Origin of the sequence: Burkholderia sp. ABCPW 11 (assembly GCF_001523445.1) — a bacterium.
Classification (GTDB): Bacteria; Pseudomonadota; Gammaproteobacteria; order Burkholderiales; family Burkholderiaceae; genus Burkholderia.
The window spans coordinates 15,548-33,123 of sequence record NZ_LOVM01000008.1 but is presented as its reverse complement, the minus strand read 5'-3'; the positions used below and the strand labels follow the sequence as shown (position 1 = coordinate 33,123).

Below are 17,576 nucleotides of genomic sequence, written 5' to 3'. Positions count from 1 at the left end.
CATGGGCGAGCGGGTGCGACGGGAACGCTGCGACCGGCCGGAACGACGCCACGTCGATCTGCTGGTGTACGGCGGCACGGTGATGACGCCCAACGGCGCCGAGCGGATCGACGTCGCGTGCGTGGATGGCCGCGTCGTCGCGCTGGGCGTGTTGCGCGGTACGTGGAGCGCCGACGTGCTGCTCGATGCGCGCGGATTGCACGTGCTGCCCGGCGTGGTCGACAGTCAGGTGCATTTCCGCGAACCGGGGCTCACGCACAAGGAGACCATCGAGGCCGGCACGCGCGGTGCAGTGCTCGGCGGCGTCACGACGATCTTCGAGATGCCCAATACTCATCCGCTGACGTTGAGCGAGCAGGATCTGAACGCCAAGCGGGATCTTGCGTGCGGTCGTGCGTGGTGCGACTACGCGTTCTACATCGGCGGCTCGGCCGCCAATGCCGAACGGTTGCCGGTGCTCGAACGTTTGCCCGGCTGCGCGGGGGTGAAGGTCTTCATGGGCAGTTCGTTCGGCGATCTGCTGGCCGACGACGAAACCGTGTTGCGCCGGATCCTGCGCAACGGGCAACGACGCATGGCCGTGCATGCGGAGGACGAGGCGCGGCTACGCGAACGCAAGGCGATCGCCGAGGCCAGCGGCGACGTGCGCGACCATCCGCGCTGGCGCGACGCGCAAAGCGCGCTGGCCGCGACGCGGCGCATCGTCGGACTGGCCGCGGAGGCAGGGCGCCGACTGCATGTGCTGCACGTGTCCACGGCGGATGAAATGGCGTTTCTCGCGCGGCACCGGCGGCGCGTGACGGTCGAAGTCACGCCGCATCACCTGAGCCTCCATGCGCCGGATTGCTACGAGCGGCTCGGCACGTTCGCGCAGATGAATCCGCCGGTGCGCGAACGGCATCATCGGGACGCGCTGTGGCAGGCCGTCCGCGACGGCGTGGTCGACGTCATCGGCAGCGATCACGCGCCGCATACGCGCGACGAAAAGCGCCGCCCGTATCCGCGCTCGCCGAGCGGGATGACCGGCGTGCAGACGCTGCTGCCGCTGATGCTCGATCACGTGAATGCCGGCCGCCTGAGCCTGGAACGGCTGGTCGACCTGACCAGCGCCGGGCCGGCGCGCATCTTCGGCATCGAAGGAAAGGGGCGCATTGCGGCCGGCTACGACGCCGATTTCAGCATCGTCGACTTGCGCGCGCGGCGGGTCATCCGCGACGAATGGATCGCGAGCGTGAGCGGCTGGACGCCGTACGACGGATGCGCGGTCGCGGGCTGGCCCGTGCATACGGTCGTGCGCGGGCAGGTCGTCGTGCGTGACGGCGAATTGAACGGGCAGCCGGCCGGGGAGGCCGTGACGTTTCTCGACACCTAGATCGGCAGCCGTACCGTCTGCTTGATGCGCTTCAGCGGAATCTCGGTTTCGACGTTGCGTACGCCCTCGATCTGCGTGAGCGTTTCCATCTGAAAGCGCTGATAGTCGTCGAGATCCTTCGCGATCACGCGCAGCAGATAGTCGTAGCTGCCGGCCATCAGATGGCATTCGAGCACTTCCGGCGCCCGTTCCATCTCGCGCGCGAAGCGTTCGACCGTCGTCTTGTCCTGGCGCTCCAGCGTGACGCGCACGAATGCCGTGAAGCGCAACTCGACGGCCGCCGGGTTCAGCAACGCGACATAGGCGTCGATTACGCCCTGTTCCTCGAGCAGGTGAACGCGGCGCAGGCACGGCGTGGGCGACAGTCCGACCTGCTGCGCGATGTCGGCGTTCGTCTGGTTCGAATTCTGCTGCAATGCACGCAAAATGCGTCGATCGATTGCATCCAGTTTGATTGGCATTTTTGGCTACCCGCAATACGAGTATTGGAGAATAACTCCAAATACATAGCGGAAAGTAGCCGAGTTTGCATCCAATCTCCAACGGAAGTTGCCGATAATCTGACGACTGCCCGGCCCGGGCGCGCGATCCCCGCCCGCCGCGGCGCCACTTTCAGGAGCTTCCCGATGCCGCACGTCGCCTGGTTGCCGTTCATGGCCACCTCCCTTCTGATCATTCTGACGCCGGGCCAGGACATGGTGCTCGTGATGTCGCGCACGCTGTCCGGCGGCACGCGCGCGGGCCTTGTGACCGCCGCGGGCGTCAGCGTCGGGCTGCTCGTCCATACGATGCTCGCGACGCTCGGGCTGGGTGCGCTGCTTCAGGCATCCGAATGGCTGTTCACCGCGCTGAAGGCGATCGGCGCGCTGTACCTGTTGTACCTCGGCATCACGCTGCTGCGTTCGTCGGGCGAATTGACGCTCGCGGGCAACGGCAATGCGCCGGCATCGCGGCTCCGGACGTTCGCGCAAGGCGCGCTGTCCAACGTGTCGAACCCGAAAGTCGCGCTTTTCTATCTGGCATTCCTGCCGCAATTCGTTCCGGCGGGCGCCCCGCATCCGATGCTGTCGCTGTTCGTGCTCGGCGCGACGTTCGCCGGGCTGACGTTTCTCGTCAAGGGGCCGGTCGCGTTGTTCGCCGGCCTGCTGTCGGCGTCGATCCGCCGCAACCCGCGCATCCTGACGCGCATGCATCGCGTCAGCGGCGTCGTCTTGCTGGTGCTGGGCGTGAAGCTGGCGCTCGAGCGCCGCTGATCGGGCGCGATGCCGGCGCGCCGGCCGGCGCTACGCCGCCGGCAACGCGTCCGCCAGCGCCCGCATCGCATCCACCGTTTCCGGATTCGCCGGAAAGAACGCCTCGATCGCCAGTTCCGACAGCGTCACGTCGACCGGCGTGCCGAACACCGTCGTCGTACTGAAGAACGTCAGCTCGCCGCTCGCCGTGCGCAACCGCAGCGGCACGGCGATATCCGCGAAATCGGTGCGCGCGGGCGCGTCGTCGGGCTGGCCGGCCGGCGCCGGATACGCGGCGAGTTCGTCGCGCAGCGTATGCAGCGTGCGATCGCCGCTCGCATCGATCTGCCGCTGCAACCGATGCAGGATGTGCGCGCGCCATTCGTGCCAGTTGACGATCTGCGATGCGAGACCGTCCGGATGCAGGCTCAACCGCAGCACGTTGACGGGCGGCTGCAGCAGCGCCGGATCGGCCTGCGCGACCAGCGCGCCGAGCATCCGGTTCGCCGCGAGCAGCGTCCAGTGGCGGTCCACCGCAAGCGCCGGGTACGGCTCGTGCCCGCGCAGCACGGCCTCGACCGCATGACGCGCCGCATCCAGTTCCGGGTCCGAAAACGGCCGTTCGCGAAACAGCGGCGCAAAGCCGGCCGCGACGAGCAGCGCATTGCGTTCGCGCAGCGGCACGTCGAGGCGTTCGGCCAGATGCAGCACCATCTCGCGGCTCGGCTGCGCGCGGCCCGATTCGACGAAGCTCAGGTGGCGCGCGGAAACCTCCGCGTCGAGCGCGAGCGCCATCTGGCTCAGGCGCCGGCGTTGCCGCCACGTGCGCAGCAGCGGACCGATGCCGGACGCGCGGCCGGCGGACGGGGAGGGCGAATGGAGGGCGGCGGTCGGGTTCATGGCGCAGATGATAGGCAATCCCGCGCCGCTTTGGCATTACCTGCGAGGTAAGCGCCGCGCCACGCCCACCCCGGCGCGCGCAGCCGCTGCGTTACCATAGCCCCCGTGCCACCTGAGAGGCGGCGCCGGACCCGCGACGACAACGCATGGGCCGGCCGCCGCGCACATCGACAACAAGGCATTCCAGGGGAATCCAACAATGAAAAAACTCGCCGTCCGGCTCGCCTGCGTGGCGACGCTCGCACTCGCCGCGACCAGCGGCCACGCGCAGACCGAAGCTGCGCAGGTGGAAATGAGGGCCGCCGCCGCGGCCGCCAACGAAGCGGTCGTGAAGGGGCCGACCGACATCGACGTGAAACACGAAGCCGTGCTGAAGCTGAAGGCCGGCGAATCGTTCGTGCCGGCCGCCGAGGCCGGCCGCTACCTGCGTTCGATGGGCAACGCGATCGACGAATCGAAGCTGGTCGGCCTCGTGCTGCCCGACGATCCCGACGCCGACTGGATCTCTGTCGTGTCGTTCGAGCCGAGCGGCTACATCCGCGACGACGACGCGAAGGACTGGAAGCCCGACGAACTGCTGAAAAGCCTGCAGGCCGGCACCGAGGCGAACAACCCGGCGCGCAAGGAGCGCGGCCTGCCCGAAACCGAGGTGGTCGGCTGGGCGAAGGCGCCCGCATACGACGCGGCCACGCACCGGCTCGTGTGGTCGGCGATCATCCGCGACAAGGGCGCGGCGCCGAATGCCGGGAACGACGGCGTGAACTATCGGACGCTCGTGCTCGGCCGCGACGGCTACCTGTCGCTGACGATGGCGTCGACGCTCGCCGATCTGCCCAAGTACAAGGCATCGGCCGACGCGCTGCTGGCGAACATCAGCTTCAACGACGGCAAGCGCTATGCCGATTTCAACAAGTCGACGGACCACGTCGCCGAGTACGGGCTCGCGGCGCTGATCGTCGGCGTCGGTGCGAAAAAGCTCGGGCTGCTCGCGCTGATCGGCGCGTTCGCGGCGAAGTTCTTCAAGAGCGGCGCGGTCGCGCTGCTGGCCGGCGGAGCGGCGCTCAAGCGCTTCTTCGGGCGCAAGCCGAAGGCGGCCGCGGTGCCGGCCGTCGCCGACGCATCCGCCACGGAGCGCAAGGAATGACCAAGCTGTTGCTGCTGATCTTCGGCGGCCTGAAGCTCGGCAAGGTGCTCGTATCGGCCGGCACGATGCTCGCGTCGATCGCGGTCTATGCGCTGTTCTACGGCTGGCGTTTCGCGGCCGGTTTCGTCGCATTGCTGCTGGTGCACGAAGCCGGCCATTACCTCGCCGCGCAGCGGCGCGGGCTCGACGTCGGGCTGCCGACCTTCATCCCGTTCGTCGGCGCGTGGATCCAGTTGAAGGAAATGCCGCACGACGCGGAAACGGAGGCATACGTCGGGCTCGCCGGGCCGTTCGTCGGTACGCTCGGCGCACTGGCCTGCTATGCGGCCGCGCGCCACTACGACAGCAACCTGCTGCTCGCGCTGTCGTACACGGGTTTCTTCCTGAATCTCTTCAACATGATTCCGCTGTCGCCGTTCGACGGCGGGCGGATCACCGCGGTGCTGTCGCCGCGCATCTGGTTCGCCGGCGTGCCGGTGCTGATCGCGCTGTTCGTGTATCGGCCGAGCCCGCTGCTGATCGTGATGGCGATCCTCGCGCTGCCGCAACTGAAGCGCGCGTGGCGCTACGATCCCGACGCGCCGGAGAATCGGGTGTACTACGCGACGTCGATCGAGACGAAGACGACCTACGCACTCTGCTACGTCGGCCTGCTTGCGTTCCTCGCGCTGATGACGTCCGACGTGCACGACATGCTGCGCGTCGTGCATGTGTCGACCTGACGTCGATTCGATGCAAAAAAACGGCGGCCGCTGCTACGCGGCCGCCGTTTCTCTAAGGTCGAACTTCACGCGTCGCGATGACGCAGTTCGACGCGCTTGATGTCCTTCACGATCACGAGATAGCTGAACACGGTGACGAGCGCGTTCAACCCGACGAACACGAGCGCGCCGTTGAACGAGCCGCTCGCGCCGACGAGGTAGCCGATCGCGATCGGCGCGACGATGCCCGCCGTATTGCCGAACATGTTGAACAGGCTGCCCGACAGGCCGATCGCCTCTTTCGGCGCGGTATCCGCGACGACGGCCCAGCCGAGCGAGCCGATCCCCTTGCCGAAGAACGACACGGCCATCAGCGCGATGACCAGCGCTTCGCTGTCGACGTAGTTGCAGCCGATGATCGCCATCGACAGCGCCATCCCGCCGACGATCGGAATCTTGCGTGCGAGCGTCAGCGACACGCCGCGGCGGATCAGCGCGTCCGACAGCATCCCGCCGAGCACGCCGCCGAGGAACCCGCAGATCGCCGGCAGCGACGTCATGAAGCCGGCCTTCAGCAGGGACATCCCGCGCGCCTGCACGAGGTAGATCGGGAACCACGTGAGGAAGAAGTACGTCAGCACGTTCACGCAGTACTGGCCGAGATAGACGCCGAGCAGCATCCGGTTCGACAGTAGCTGGCGCACGTAGTACCAACCCGCCACGCGGCTGCCTTCGGAGGCGCCGCCGTTGCCGCGTGCGCCGGTAGGCCGGCCCGTCGACCGCACCAGGCCGCCGCCCTGTTCGATATGCTCGAGCTCCGCGCGATTCACGCCCGGATGGTCGACCGGATCCTTCATCACGCGCAGCCACAGGCAGGCAAGCGCGATGCCGGCGAGACCGAGCCACAGATACACGTGGTGCCAGCCGTATGCATGCGTGAGCCACGCCATCAGCGGCGAGAACACGACGGCCGCGAAATACTGCGCGGCGTTGAAGATCGCCGATGCCGTGCCGCGCTCGGCGGTCGGGAACCAGCTCGCGACGACCTTCGCGTTCGCCGGAAACGCGGGCGCTTCCGCGATGCCGACCGCGAAGCGCATCGCGAACAGCGCGGCGACCGCGAACGCGGCGCTGCCGCCGAGGCCGATCGTGCTCTGCAGCAGCGTGAACGCCGACCACAGGAAGATGCTCGCCGCATACACGCGCCGCGCGCCGAAGCGGTCGAGCAGCCAGCCGCTCGGCAGTTGCGCGAGCACGTACGCCCAGCTGAATGCCGAGAAGATGTAGCCCATCGTCACCGGATCGATGCCGAACGCCTTGCGGATCGGCGTGCCCGTGATCGACAGCGTCGCGCGGTCCGCGTAGTTGAGCGTCGTGACGACGAACAGCATCGCCAGGATCCAGTAGCGCACGGCGGTTCGACGCGCGGTGCGCGCGAGGTCGAGCGGGAGATCGCGAGGGGAGGTCTGATTGCTCACTTTAAATGTACGTCGTCGTATGACATGAGCGAAAGTTTATTGACGATAGGCGAATCCAGAAACCTCGGGTTTTCCCTCGGGAATCGTCGTCACAATATGGGAAGAACGGGATTCGCTGGCCGCGCGAGGCTGGCGGGTGTATCGTCGGCGCCTTCGCGGGCGGCGCGATGCCGTCGGCAGACATCGTATCTGTTGAGCTACAATGAGCAATCCATTCCCGAACCACGGAGCACACCCCATGCAACTGACAGGAGAGATGCTGATCGGCGCCGAAGCGGTGGTCGGCTCGGCCGGAACCTTGCACGCGTTCGACCCGACGAAGGGTGCGCCGATCGACGTTCCGGCGTTCGGCGTCGCGACGCAGGCCGACGTCGACCGCGCGTGCGAACTCGCACGCGACGCGTTCGACGCGTACCGCACGCAGCCGCTCGCGGCCCGTGCGGCGTTTCTCGACGCGATCGCCGATGAAATCGTCGCGCTCGGCGATGCGCTGATCGAGCGCGCGCATGCCGAAACGGGCCTGCCGGTCGCGCGGCTGCAGGGCGAGCGCGGCCGCACCGTCGGCCAGCTTCGGCTGTTCGCGCGCGTCGTGCGCGACGGGCGCTTCCTTGCCGCGTCGATCGATCCCGCGCAGCCGGCCCGCACGCCGCTGCCGCGTTCGGACCTGCGGCTGCAGAAAATCGCGCTCGGGCCCGTCGCCGTGTTCGGCGCGAGCAATTTCCCGCTCGCGTTCTCGGTGGCCGGCGGCGATACCGCGTCGGCACTCGCGGCCGGCTGCCCGGTGATCGTGAAGGCGCATGAAGCGCACCTCGGCACGTCCGAGCTGGTCGGCCGTGCGATCCGCGCCGCGGTCGCGAAAACCGGCATGCCGGCCGGCGTGTTCTCGCTGCTGGTCGGCCCCGGCCGCGTGACCGGCGCGGCGCTGGTCAGCCACCCGGCGATCCAGGCCGTCGGTTTCACCGGTTCCCGGCAGGGCGGGATGGCGCTCGTGCAGCTCGCGAACGCGCGCCCGCAGCCGATTCCCGTCTATGCGGAAATGAGCAGCATCAACCCCGTCGTGCTGTTCCCGGCCGCGCTGGCCGCGCGCGGCGACGCGATCGCGACGGGCTTCGTCGATTCGCTGACGCTCGGCGTCGGCCAGTTCTGTACCAATCCGGGCCTCGTGCTCGCGATCGACGGTCCCGATCTCGACCGCTTCGAGACGGTCGCCGCGCAGGCGCTCGCGAAGAAGCCGGCCGGCGTGATGCTCACGCGCGGCATCGCCGATGCGTACCGCAACGGTCGCGGCAAGCTCGCCGAGCTGCCCGGCGTGCGCGAAATTGGCGCGGGCGAGGCTGCGCAGACCGACTGCCAGGCGGGCGGCGCGCTGTACGAAGTCGGCGCGCAGGCGTTCCTGGCCGAGCCGGCGTTCAGTCACGAGGTGTTCGGGCCGGCGTCGCTGATCGTGCGCTGCCGCGATCTCGACGAAGTCGCGCGCGTGCTCGACGCGCTCGAAGGTCAGTTGACGGCCACGCTGCAGATCGATGCCGACGACAAGCCGCTCGCGCGCCGGCTGCTGCCGATCCTCGAACGCAAGGCCGGGCGCCTGCTCGTCAACGGCTACCCGACCGGCGTCGAAGTGTGCGATGCGATGGTGCACGGCGGCCCGTTCCCCGCCACGTCGAACCCGTCCGTCACGTCGGTCGGAGCGACCGCGATCGAGCGATTCCTGCGGCCGGTGTGCTATCAGGACTTCCCGGACGACCTCTTGCCCGAAGGGCTGCAGGAAAGCAATCCGCTGGCGATTCCGCGGCTGCGCGACGGCAAGGCGGGGTGACGTGGCGTAACCGCTGAACGCAGCGTCCCGGAAGGGACGCGTTCCGGCACGTCGAAACACGGCGGCGGGGCCCACGGGCCCCGCCGCCTTTTTTATTCAACGCGGGCTTTCGTGCCGGTTTCGCCCGGTCAGTGAGCGGAGCGGGCGACGAGTTCCAGGCGCTCCGCTGCAGCCAGCAGGCGCCGGTCGCGCGTCCATAGCTTGCTGCCGCTGGTTTCAATAACGACATCAAATGGTGCTCTCGGTGATGCGCAGACGGGGGGAGATGTCGGCTTTCCTGTTGCCCGCGTTTCTCTTACAGTAGCGAAGCCGCGGGCCGTCTGGCCCGCAGGCGAGCCTGAGAGAACGCACAAGACAATAAGGAACCATCCGATGAATATCAGCAAGCGTGGCGACCACTTGTTCGCGGCCGGATTGTGGAAAGCGATCGGCGACGTCGCGAAATCGGTTCGCACCCAGATCGGCGAATACAGCGAAGGGCGCGTGCTGGCCGACGCGCTGTTCGCGCTGCAGCGCGAGCTGGGCGGCAGCGAATTCGACGTGACGATCAACCAGGGGCGGCCCGTCGCGGGCTCCGATCCGCATTCGTTGATCTTCGGCAGAGCCGTCGAGCGCTTCAAGTACGACATGCAGGCGGTGGTGTTCGCGCTGAAGCATCGTCGCAGTATCGACGCGCCGAACGGTGCGCAGCGCGCCGACGCGCTCACGCAGGCCAATACGCATCTCGCCACCGCGAAGCAGTACGCGATGTTCACCGTCGGGCGGTTCTTCGATGCGGTCGTCGACCGCGACGTGCTGGAACAGATCGTGGGAGCCGAGTCGCCGGCGCGCGGCCGGCCGCTTGCGGCGCGCAAAGGGATCGACGAGACGCAGCGTACGCTCGCGAGCGTGCGGCAGCGGATCATCGGCGCGATCGCACAGATGTAATGAAGTGGCCGCGCCGGCTCGTCGAGCCGCGCGGCCATCGCGTGATACGGATACGGACGAGTGCGGGAGCCGGCGCGCCGTGCCGATGAAGGCCCCGCGCCGCCGGCGAATCCCGCTTACTGCGGGCCCATCTTCTTGATCAGCACGTCGAGCTCGGCCGCTTCGGCGTCGGTCAGGTCGACGAGCGGGGCGCGCACCGGGCCCGCGTCGTGGCCGACGAGCTTCGCGCCCGCCTTCACGATGCTGACCGCGTAGCCTGCGCGGCGATTGCGGATCTTCAGGTACGGCAGGAAGAACGCGTCGATCAGGCGGCCGACCGTCGCGTGGTCGTCCTTCGCGATCGCTTCGTAGAATTCCATCGCCGTCTTCGGGATGAAGTTGAACACCGCCGACGAGTACACCGGCACGCCGAGCGCCTTGTACGCGGCCGCATAGACTTCGGCCGTGGGCAGGCCGCCGAGGTACGCGAAACGATCGCCGAGGCGGCGGCGGATCGTGACCATGCTTTCGATTTCGCCGACGCCGTCCTTGAAGCCGATCAGGTTCGGGCAACGGTCGGCGAGGCGCTCGAGCATGTCGGCATTCAGCTTCGAATTCGCGCGGTTGTACACCACGACGCCGATCTTCAGCGCGCGGCAGACCTGCTCGACATGCTCGGCGATCCCTTCCTGGCTCGCTTCGGTCAGGTAGTGCGGCATCAGCAGCACGCCGCTCGCGCCGAGGCGCTCGGCTTCCTGCGCATATTCGATCGCCACGCGCGTCGCGCCGCCCGCACCGGCGAGGATCGGCACCTTGCCCTTGCAGGTTTCCGTCGCGACGCGGATCACGTCCGAATACTCGCGCTGCGTGAGCGAGAAGAATTCGCCGGTGCCGCCGGCCGCGAACAGTGCGCTCGCGCCATACGGCGCCAGCCATTCCAGGCGCTCGGCATAGGTGGACGGGCGGAAGCTGCCGTCGGCGTCGAAATCCGTCAGCGGAAACGACAGCAGGCCGTGGGAGATGATCTGTTTGAGTTCTTGCGGTGAAGTCATGGTTGGGTCGTCCGTCTAGCGCGAGTGCGGGGTTCGTCGGTACGGCATCCGAGCCATATTGGCGATGTCGTTGTATGTCATCGTACAACGCACGAATGAGCGGCGCAAGCGGTTTGCTGGCCAGTCAAGGGTAGGGTCTTTCCGGATAAGGGTTTACGCAGCATCGTCGATTGAGGTTGAATGTCGTATGATGACTAACGATATCGCAGATAGCACCAGGAATTCCATGACTGCTTCCCCTCTCTACATCCGCGTGCATCCGGACGACAACGTCGCGATCGTCGTCAACGACGGCGGTCTGCCCGCAGGCGCGACGTTCGCCGACGGGCTGACGCTGTGCGAAGGCGTGCCGCAGGGGCACAAGGTTGCGCTCGTCGACCTCGCGGCCGGCGACCCGGTCGTTCGCTACAACGTGGTGATCGGCTATGCGCTGACCGACCTGCGGCGCGGCAGCTGGGTCAACGAGCGCACGATGCGCATGCCCGAGCCGCCGGGCCTCGACGACCTGCCGCTCGCCACGCGTGCCGCGCCGCCGCTCGAGCCGCTCGAAGGCTATACGTTCGAGGGCTTTCGCAATGCCGACGGCTCGGTCGGCACGCGCAACATCCTTGCGATCACGACGACCGTGCAGTGCGTGTCGGGCGTCGTCGAGCATGCGGTGAAGCGGATCAAGGACGAACTGCTGCCGCGCTACCCGAACGTCGACGACGTGGTCGGGCTCGAACACACGTACGGCTGCGGCGTCGCGATCGACGCGCCCGACGCCGACATCCCGATCCGCACGCTGCGCAACATCAGCCTGAATCCGAACTTCGGCGGCGAAGTGATGACCGTGAGCCTCGGCTGCGAGAAGCTGCAGCCCGAGCGCCTGCTGCCGCCGGGCGCGATTCCGGTGGCGGCCGACGGCGCGACGGACAACGGCGGCGTGGTGTGCCTGCAGGACGCCGCGCACGTCGGCTTCAACTCGATGATCGACTCGATCATGAAGATGGCCGAATCGCATCTCGATCGGCTGAACCGCCGCCGTCGCGAAACCTGCCCGGCGTCGGATCTCGTCGTCGGCGTGCAGTGCGGCGGCAGCGACGCGTTCTCGGGGCTCACCGCGAATCCGGCGGTCGGCTTCGCGGCCGACCTGCTGGTGCGCGCGGGCGCGACGATCATGTTCTCGGAGGTGACCGAAGTGCGCGACGGCGTCGCGCAGCTCACGTCGCGCGCGGCGAACGAGGACGTCGCCCGCGAGATCATCCGCGAGATGGACTGGTACGACCGTTACCTGCAGCGCGGCCGCGTCGACCGCAGCGCGAACACGACGCCGGGCAACAAGAAGGGCGGCCTGTCGAACATCGTCGAGAAGGCGATGGGGTCGATCGTGAAGTCGGGCAGCGCGCCGATCGCCGGCGTCGTGCGCCCCGGCGATCGCGCGCGGCAAAAGGGGCTACTGTACGCGGCGACGCCCGCGAGCGATTTCATCTGCGGCACGCTGCAGCTCGCGGCGGGGATGAACCTGCACATTTTCACGACCGGCCGCGGCACGCCGTACGGCCTCGCGCAGGTGCCGGTGATCAAGGTCGCGACGCGCAGCGATCTCGCGCGCCGCTGGCACGACCTGATGGATCTCGATGCGGGGCAGATCGCGACCGGCGCGGCGACGATCGAGGACACGGGCTGGGCACTGTTCCGGCTGATGCTCGACGTCGCCAGCGGCAAGCGCCGCACGTGGGCCGAGCAATGGAAGCTCGCGAACGCGCTGACGCTGTTCAATCCGGCGCCGGTGACCTGACGCGCAGCGGGGGCGGCGGCAAGACGATGCGGGCGCCTTCGGGCGCCCGTTTTCGTTGCGATGCACGTGGCGGTTGCGCGTGGGCATGCGGCGCGTGGCCGGCGCGATTTCCTTACCTCCCGCGTAATCGACCGCCCCCGCCGGCCGGGCGACGATAGCGGCACGCGGACACGAAACGTCCGCGACAAAGTTCGTCACCGACACAAGGAGCCTCGCCATGAACACCGCTCAATCCGCATCGTCCGTTCACGCCGATCTGATCGACCGCTACTTCGACGCCTGGAACGAACCCGACGTCGTGCGCCGCCGCGCGCTGATCGATGCGACGTACGCGAGCGACGCGGCCTATCGCGATCCGCTGATGGCCGGCGACGGCCATGCGGGCATCGACACGATGATCGCCGCCGTGCAGCAACGTTTCCCCGCATACCGCTTCCGGCGCACGACCGACGTCGACGCGTTCGGCCAGCACCTGCGATTCTCGTGGGCGCTCGTGTCGCCCGACGGCGCGGCGATCGTGAAGGGCTCGGACTTCGGCACCGTCGACGCGTCGGGCCGCCTCGCATCGGTCACGGGTTTCATCGACGAAATGCCGGCCGCGGCGTCGTGACCTGAACGATGTATGCACCGCGGCCGCCGGGATCGGGTAACGTTATGCGATTCGTTCCTGAACCCGGAGACTAGCCCACATGTTGAAGAATCTCGATCCGCTGCTGCACGCCGACATCCTGCACACGCTGCGCGCGATGGGTCACGGCGACGAAATCGCGATCTGCGATGCGAATTTCCCCGCGGAATCCGTCGCGGAGCACACGGTGGTCGGCCGTGCGCTGCGGATCGACGGCGCCGATTCGGCGCGCGTCGTGCGCGCAGTGCTGTCGGTGCTGCCGCTCGATACGTTCGTCGACACGCCCGCGTGGCGGATGGAAGTCGTCGGCGATGCCGCCGTGGTGCCGCCCGTGCAGCGCGAAGTGCAGGCCGAGATCGACCGCGCGGAAGGGCGTTCAGTGCCGCTTACCGGCGTCGAGCGTTTCGCGTTCTATGAGCGCGCGCAGCAGACGTACGCGGTGATCGTCACCGGCGAAACGCGCGGCTACGGCTGCTTCATCTTCAAGAAGGGCGTGCTGTTGAGCGACGCGGGCTAAACGCGTTTGTCAGCGCGCCGGGCTGCCGGCGCCGCCGCCGCGGTGTAAAGATTTGCTACAACCTTTTTCTTGGACACCGCGAAAAGACCCTCTATGCTGGCCCATTTGCCGCGCGCCCTTCCGGGGCCGCGCGGCGCCGAACCGCACGGGCGCACCCGGGCGGGCGGCCGAATTGCATACGAGGAGAGAGGCATGACGCGTACCGTCGATTCCGGCGTCATTTTTTTCGCACGCCTGGCGCTGGCGGCGTTGTTCTTGTGGGGCGGCATCATGAAACTGCTCGGCTACAGCGATTTCGTCGCGTACCTGCACACGATGAACGTGCCCTATCAACAGGTCGTCGCGCCGATCGTCGTCGCCATCGAGGGGCTGGGCGGCCTGCTGTTGATCGTCGGCTACAAGGTACGGCCGCTCGCGTTGCTGATGGCGGTCTACACGATCGCGACCGCGATGGTCGGGCACAATTTCTGGGACGCGACCAACGCGGCCGTCCAGCACGACATGGTGATTCACTTCTGGAAGAACGTTGCGATTTCCGGCGGGTTCCTGCTGCTGTTCGTCACCGGCGCCGGCGGCGCGAGCATCGACGCGTTGCGCCGGCCGAGTTCGTCGTACGGCGTGCTGCGTTGAACTGACCGGACGCGCGCCGCTACGCGCAGGCAAGTCGAAAGGGCCGAATCCCGCACGCCGCGGGATTCGGCCCTTCGTTCATCCGGCGGGCGCGCGGGCGCCGGCGTTCAGTGCGTGCCCTGCACTTCCTTCGCATCCTTCGAGAACTGCACGGCAATCGCGCCGAGCACGCAGATCGCCGCGACGTACACGACCGGTGCGAGCGGATTCGACTTCATCATCAGCGACACGATCACCGGCGTGAGGCCGCCGAAGATCGCATACGCGACGTTGTACGAGAACGAGATGCCCGAGAAGCGCACGACGGCCGGGAAGCTCTTCACCATCACGAACGGCACCGCGCCGATCGTGCCGACCATGAAGCCCGCGATCCCGTAGTAGAGCGGCAGCGTCGACGCATCGGCCGCGACCTGCACGAACAGCAGGTAGTAGCACGCAGCCAACCCGATGCCGCCGATGCCGAGCACGCGCTTCGCGCCGATCCAGCCCGCGAGCGAACCCGCGGTGATGCAGCCGGCCGTCAGGCACAGCGTCGCGACGCTGTTCGCGAACAGCGTCGTCGCCGGCGTCAGGTGGAACTGCTTCTGCAGCAGCGCGGGCGTCATCAGGATCACGACGACGATCGCAGCCGACAGCATCCACGTGAGCAGCATCGACACGATCACCGCGCGGCCGTGGTCGCGCAATACCGCCTTCAGCGGAATCTCGGCCGCGAGCGCCTTCTTCGCCTTCATCTCGGCGAACACCGGCGTTTCATGCAGCCAGCGGCGCAGGTACACGGAGAACAGCCCGAACACGCCGCCGAGCAGGAACGGGATGCGCCACGCGAACGCGGCGACTTCGGCCGTCGAGTAGCGGCTGTTGATGCCGGCCGCGACGAGCGAGCCGAGCAGGATGCCGGCCGTCAGGCCCGCGGTCAGCGTGCCGCATGCGTAGCCGATATGGCGCGACGGCACGTGCTCGGACACGAACACCCACGCGCCCGGCACTTCGCCGCCGACCGCCGCGCCCTGCAGCACGCGAAACAGCAGCAGCAACACCGGCGCGAGGATGCCGATCGTGTCGTAGGTGGGCAGCAGGCCCATCAGCAGCGTCGGCACCGACATCATCAGCACGCTCAGCGTGAACATCCGCTTGCGGCCGAACAGGTCGCCGAAGTGCGCCATGATCACGCCGCCGAGCGGGCGCGCGAGATAGCCGGCCGCGAAGATGCCGAACGTCTGCAACTGGCGCAGCCAGTCGGGAATGTCGTGCGGGAAGAAGAGTTGTCCTATCGCCGGCGCGAAGAACACGAAGATGATGAAGTCGTAGAACTCGAGGGCGCCGCCGAGTGCGGCAAGGCCAAGGGTCTTGTAGTCGCTGCGCGTGAGCGCGCGTTCGGCGGCGCGAGGCACGCCGCTCAATTCGGAAGCTTGCATGGTCAGGACGATCGGTTTTCGAATGTTGTTGTCGGTGCTGCGTCTCCAGAGCCCGCTATCGGCATGGACTGACAAGGCGCGGCTTGCGTCGTCGAAGCATGCCGCGTGCCGGGTGAGGCACGCAACACGCGCCGCCGCACCGGGATGGGGCACGGCGGAGACGAGGCGTCAAAGCGGGTGGGGGGATTCTACAGGAGCGCGAAATGCCTGCACGCGGGCGCGTGCCGGGAACGGCTTCGGACCATGCAGCCGAAGTGCGCGCAGCGCGGGCGGCCGGTGAGCCGCTGGCGCGCCGCGCGAGGCAGGGGCCCGCGTAATCAGTTGCCGGCGATCGTGTCGACCGGCTTGAACGCGCCGCGCTCGACCTTGTAGATCGTCACCGGCGCATCCTTCAGGTCGCCCTTCGGGTCGTACGCGATGCTCGCGGCCGACACGCCCTTGATCGACACCTTGCCGAGGTACGGCGTGTACACCTTCGGATCGGTCGAATTCGCTTCCTTCATCGCGGTGAGCAGCGCGATCGTTCCGTCGTACGAGTACGGCGAGTACGTGATCACGTCTTCGTTGAAGCGCGCCTTGTAGCGTGCGGCGTAGCCGGAGAAGCCCGGCATCTTTTCCTTCGGCAGCCCGCCCATGTAGACGATCGCGCCTTCGGCCGCGTCGCCGCCGACCTTCAGGAACGTCGGCGAGCGCGACATCTCGCCCGTCACGAACGCCGACTTCATCCCGAGCTGGCGCATCTTGCGGATCATCGGCGACGATTGCGCATCGCCGCCGCCGTAGAAGACCGCGTCCGGATTCACGCCCTTCAGGTTGGTCAGGATCGCCGAGAAATCGAGCGCCTTGTCGTTCGTGAAGTCGCGCTTGACGATCGTGCCGCCGGCCGCTTCCACGGCCTTCGCGAATTCGTCGGCGATGCCCTGGCCGTAGGCCGTGCGGTCGTCGATGATCGCGATGCGCTTGAAGCGCAGCGTCTTCACCGCGTACGTGCCGACGATGCGGCCGGCCTGCGCGTCGCTCGTCAGCAGCCGGTAGGTCGTCTTGTAGCCGCGCGCCGTGTATTGCGGCGACGTCGCCATCGAGATCTGCGGCAGCCCCGCGCGATCGTACAGGTCGGACGCGGGGATGCTGGTGCCCGAGTTGAAGTGGCCGATGATCCCGCGGACGTTGTCGTCGATCAGCCGCTGCGCGACCGTCGTGCCGGTGCGCGGGTCGGCCTGGTCGTCCTGCGAGTCGAGCTGGAACGTGACCGGCTTGCCGCCGATCGTCGGATGCGTCGCGTTGAAATCGGCGATCGCGAGCTGCACGCCCTTCTGCATGTCCGTGCCGTAATTCGACTGCGGGCCGGTCAGCGGTGCGGCGAAACCGATCTTGACGACGTCGGCGGCGACGGCGTGCGCGCCCGACAGTGCGCAGGCGGCGGCCAGCGCGACGTGCGATACCTTCAGCTTCACTTTCACTTCCCCTTGATGGCGTGGTTGGGCCGCCGCCGGCATGCGGGCCGGCGCCGGTAAACCGGGCGAGACGTATCGGTCCGCAGGCCGACGTGCAGGCCGTGCGTGCTTGTCGCGTGCTGCGCGCGCTGTGCCGGAATCGGCGTGCGCGGCGGCGGATGCGGTCGGCCGCGCGTGCCGATTCCGGCAGCGGCGGGATGTCGTCTCGCGACCGTGAAGCGAAGTCTAGATAGCGAAAATACGTGCGTCTTGCGCGTTCGATGCGTGGCCGGCGACGATATCGGCATATCGTCGATAACCCTGATATATGCCGAAATCGTCATCACGAATGCGCAAACCCGCCAAGACGCGGGCCGTCGGCATTTTTAGGATGACGGATTCGGGTGCGTTGCGCCGGCGTGTCGATGCGCTGCGGCGGCAGCGGTGCAAGCGGAGCGACTGCCGGCCGCGCACTGCCGCGTAGTGGCGTAGTAGTTGCGTGCGCAACTTGTCCAGCCGACCGACGGAAACGGCCGGGACACGCGATGCAACCGGCCGTCGTCTTGCCT

The 17,576-nt window shown here is 67.6% G+C and carries 16 protein-coding genes; 10 read left to right on the top strand and 6 right to left on the bottom strand.

Going from position 1 to position 17,576, the window contains the following annotated elements; genetic code table 11:
* Position 1: 1 nt before the first annotated feature.
* On the top strand, positions 2–1,372 hold the full coding sequence (locus WS61_RS04205; protein ID WP_059499375.1) for a dihydroorotase: 1,371 nt from the start codon (positions 2–4) through the stop codon (positions 1,370–1,372).
* Here WS61_RS04205 and WS61_RS04200 read toward each other — a convergent pair.
* Positions 1,369–1,833 carry an Lrp/AsnC family transcriptional regulator gene (locus WS61_RS04200; RefSeq protein WP_095211593.1) on the bottom strand — a complete coding sequence of 155 codons (465 nt, stop codon included), beginning with the start codon at positions 1,831–1,833 and terminating at the stop codon, positions 1,369–1,371. The genes WS61_RS04205 and WS61_RS04200 overlap by 4 nt on opposite strands.
* Positions 1,834–1,998: 165 nt before the next feature.
* On the opposite strand from WS61_RS04200, the gene WS61_RS04195 reads away from it, so the two are divergent.
* Positions 1,999–2,625, top strand: coding sequence for a LysE family translocator (locus tag WS61_RS04195; protein WP_059499374.1), 627 nt, complete (start codon positions 1,999–2,001; stop codon positions 2,623–2,625).
* Positions 2,626–2,655: 30 nt separating this feature from the next.
* On the opposite strand, the gene WS61_RS04190 is transcribed toward WS61_RS04195, so the two are convergent.
* Positions 2,656–3,504, bottom strand: coding sequence for a helix-turn-helix domain-containing protein (locus WS61_RS04190; protein WP_059499373.1), 849 nt, complete (start codon positions 3,502–3,504; stop codon positions 2,656–2,658).
* A 199-nt stretch (positions 3,505–3,703) separates the two neighbouring features.
* Here WS61_RS04190 and WS61_RS04185 point away from each other — a divergent pair, with 199 nt between their 5' ends.
* On the top strand, positions 3,704–4,648 hold the full coding sequence (locus tag WS61_RS04185) for a DUF2167 domain-containing protein (RefSeq protein ID WP_059499372.1): 945 nt from the start codon (positions 3,704–3,706) through the stop codon (positions 4,646–4,648).
* Positions 4,645–5,370, top strand: coding sequence for a site-2 protease family protein (locus WS61_RS04180; RefSeq protein WP_059499371.1), 726 nt, complete (start codon positions 4,645–4,647; stop codon positions 5,368–5,370). Before WS61_RS04185 ends, WS61_RS04180 begins: the two co-directional genes overlap by 4 nt.
* Positions 5,371–5,435: 65 nt before the next feature.
* On the opposite strand, the gene WS61_RS04175 is transcribed toward WS61_RS04180, so the two are convergent.
* Positions 5,436–6,827, bottom strand: a complete 1,392-nt coding sequence (locus WS61_RS04175) for an MFS transporter (protein WP_059499370.1) — start codon at positions 6,825–6,827, stop codon at positions 5,436–5,438.
* Between the two features lie 238 nt (positions 6,828–7,065).
* On the opposite strand from WS61_RS04175, the gene WS61_RS04170 reads away from it, so the two are divergent.
* On the top strand, positions 7,066–8,643 hold the full coding sequence (locus WS61_RS04170) for an aldehyde dehydrogenase (NADP(+)) (RefSeq protein ID WP_059499369.1): 1,578 nt from the start codon (positions 7,066–7,068) through the stop codon (positions 8,641–8,643).
* Between the two features lie 372 nt (positions 8,644–9,015).
* Positions 9,016–9,570, top strand: coding sequence for a hypothetical protein (locus tag WS61_RS04165; protein ID WP_059499368.1), 555 nt, complete (start codon positions 9,016–9,018; stop codon positions 9,568–9,570).
* A 116-nt stretch (positions 9,571–9,686) separates the two neighbouring features.
* Here WS61_RS04165 and kdgD read toward each other — a convergent pair whose 3' ends face one another.
* Positions 9,687–10,601: a 5-dehydro-4-deoxyglucarate dehydratase gene (kdgD, locus tag WS61_RS04160; RefSeq protein WP_059499367.1), complete on the bottom strand. Its 915-nt coding sequence runs from the start codon at positions 10,599–10,601 to the stop codon at positions 9,687–9,689.
* 226 nt (positions 10,602–10,827) lie between these two features.
* Between kdgD and garD the strand changes: the two genes are divergently transcribed.
* The 4 genes from garD to WS61_RS04140 all read left to right on the top strand — a co-directional run bounded on the left by garD (position 10,828) and on the right by WS61_RS04140 (position 14,156).
* On the top strand, positions 10,828–12,381 hold the full coding sequence (gene garD / locus WS61_RS04155; protein WP_059499366.1) for a galactarate dehydratase: 1,554 nt from the start codon (positions 10,828–10,830) through the stop codon (positions 12,379–12,381).
* Between the two features lie 217 nt (positions 12,382–12,598).
* Positions 12,599–12,991: a nuclear transport factor 2 family protein gene (locus tag WS61_RS04150; protein ID WP_059499365.1), complete on the top strand. Its 393-nt coding sequence runs from the start codon at positions 12,599–12,601 to the stop codon at positions 12,989–12,991.
* A 79-nt stretch (positions 12,992–13,070) separates the two neighbouring features.
* Entirely contained in the window at positions 13,071–13,526 is a 456-nt protein-coding gene (locus tag WS61_RS04145; protein WP_059499364.1) for an RbsD/FucU family protein, read from the top strand.
* Between the two features lie 192 nt (positions 13,527–13,718).
* On the top strand, positions 13,719–14,156 hold the full coding sequence (locus WS61_RS04140; RefSeq protein ID WP_059499363.1) for a DoxX family protein: 438 nt from the start codon (positions 13,719–13,721) through the stop codon (positions 14,154–14,156).
* A 107-nt stretch (positions 14,157–14,263) separates the two neighbouring features.
* Here the strand turns inward: WS61_RS04140 and WS61_RS04135 are convergent, their stop codons facing one another.
* Together WS61_RS04135 and WS61_RS04130 are read right to left on the bottom strand one after the other, a co-directional pair.
* Positions 14,264–15,574 carry an MFS transporter gene (locus WS61_RS04135; protein ID WP_059499362.1) on the bottom strand — a complete coding sequence of 437 codons (1,311 nt, stop codon included), beginning with the start codon at positions 15,572–15,574 and terminating at the stop codon, positions 14,264–14,266.
* Positions 15,575–15,891: 317 nt separating this feature from the next.
* Positions 15,892–17,070, bottom strand: a complete 1,179-nt coding sequence (locus tag WS61_RS04130; RefSeq protein ID WP_059499361.1) for a branched-chain amino acid ABC transporter substrate-binding protein — start codon at positions 17,068–17,070, stop codon at positions 15,892–15,894.
* Positions 17,071–17,576 lie beyond the last annotated feature (506 nt).

What these genes read in the sequence shown, in the direction of transcription:
- WS61_RS04185 (WP_059499372.1), top strand. Translation starts at nt 3,704, where the DNA reads ATGAAAAAACTCGCCGTCCGGCTCGCCTGCGTGGCGACGCTCGCACTC.
- WS61_RS04205 (WP_059499375.1), top strand. Translation starts at nt 2, where the DNA reads ATGGGCGAGCGGGTGCGACGGGAACGCTGCGACCGGCCGGAACGACGC.
- WS61_RS04135 (WP_059499362.1), bottom strand. Translation starts at nt 15,574, where the DNA reads ATGCAAGCTTCCGAATTGAGCGGCGTGCCTCGCGCCGCCGAACGCGCG.
- WS61_RS04170 (WP_059499369.1), top strand. Translation starts at nt 7,066, where the DNA reads ATGCAACTGACAGGAGAGATGCTGATCGGCGCCGAAGCGGTGGTCGGC.
- WS61_RS04165 (WP_059499368.1), top strand. Translation starts at nt 9,016, where the DNA reads ATGAATATCAGCAAGCGTGGCGACCACTTGTTCGCGGCCGGATTGTGG.
- garD (WP_059499366.1), top strand. Translation starts at nt 10,828, where the DNA reads ATGACTGCTTCCCCTCTCTACATCCGCGTGCATCCGGACGACAACGTC.
- WS61_RS04145 (WP_059499364.1), top strand. Translation starts at nt 13,071, where the DNA reads ATGTTGAAGAATCTCGATCCGCTGCTGCACGCCGACATCCTGCACACG.
- WS61_RS04195 (WP_059499374.1), top strand. Translation starts at nt 1,999, where the DNA reads ATGCCGCACGTCGCCTGGTTGCCGTTCATGGCCACCTCCCTTCTGATC.
- WS61_RS04150 (WP_059499365.1), top strand. Translation starts at nt 12,599, where the DNA reads ATGAACACCGCTCAATCCGCATCGTCCGTTCACGCCGATCTGATCGAC.
- WS61_RS04130 (WP_059499361.1), bottom strand. Translation starts at nt 17,070, where the DNA reads ATGCCGGCGGCGGCCCAACCACGCCATCAAGGGGAAGTGAAAGTGAAG.
- WS61_RS04140 (WP_059499363.1), top strand. Translation starts at nt 13,719, where the DNA reads ATGACGCGTACCGTCGATTCCGGCGTCATTTTTTTCGCACGCCTGGCG.
- WS61_RS04180 (WP_059499371.1), top strand. Translation starts at nt 4,645, where the DNA reads ATGACCAAGCTGTTGCTGCTGATCTTCGGCGGCCTGAAGCTCGGCAAG.
- WS61_RS04190 (WP_059499373.1), bottom strand. Translation starts at nt 3,504, where the DNA reads ATGAACCCGACCGCCGCCCTCCATTCGCCCTCCCCGTCCGCCGGCCGC.
- WS61_RS04200 (WP_095211593.1), bottom strand. Translation starts at nt 1,833, where the DNA reads ATGCCAATCAAACTGGATGCAATCGATCGACGCATTTTGCGTGCATTG.
- kdgD (WP_059499367.1), bottom strand. Translation starts at nt 10,601, where the DNA reads ATGACTTCACCGCAAGAACTCAAACAGATCATCTCCCACGGCCTGCTG.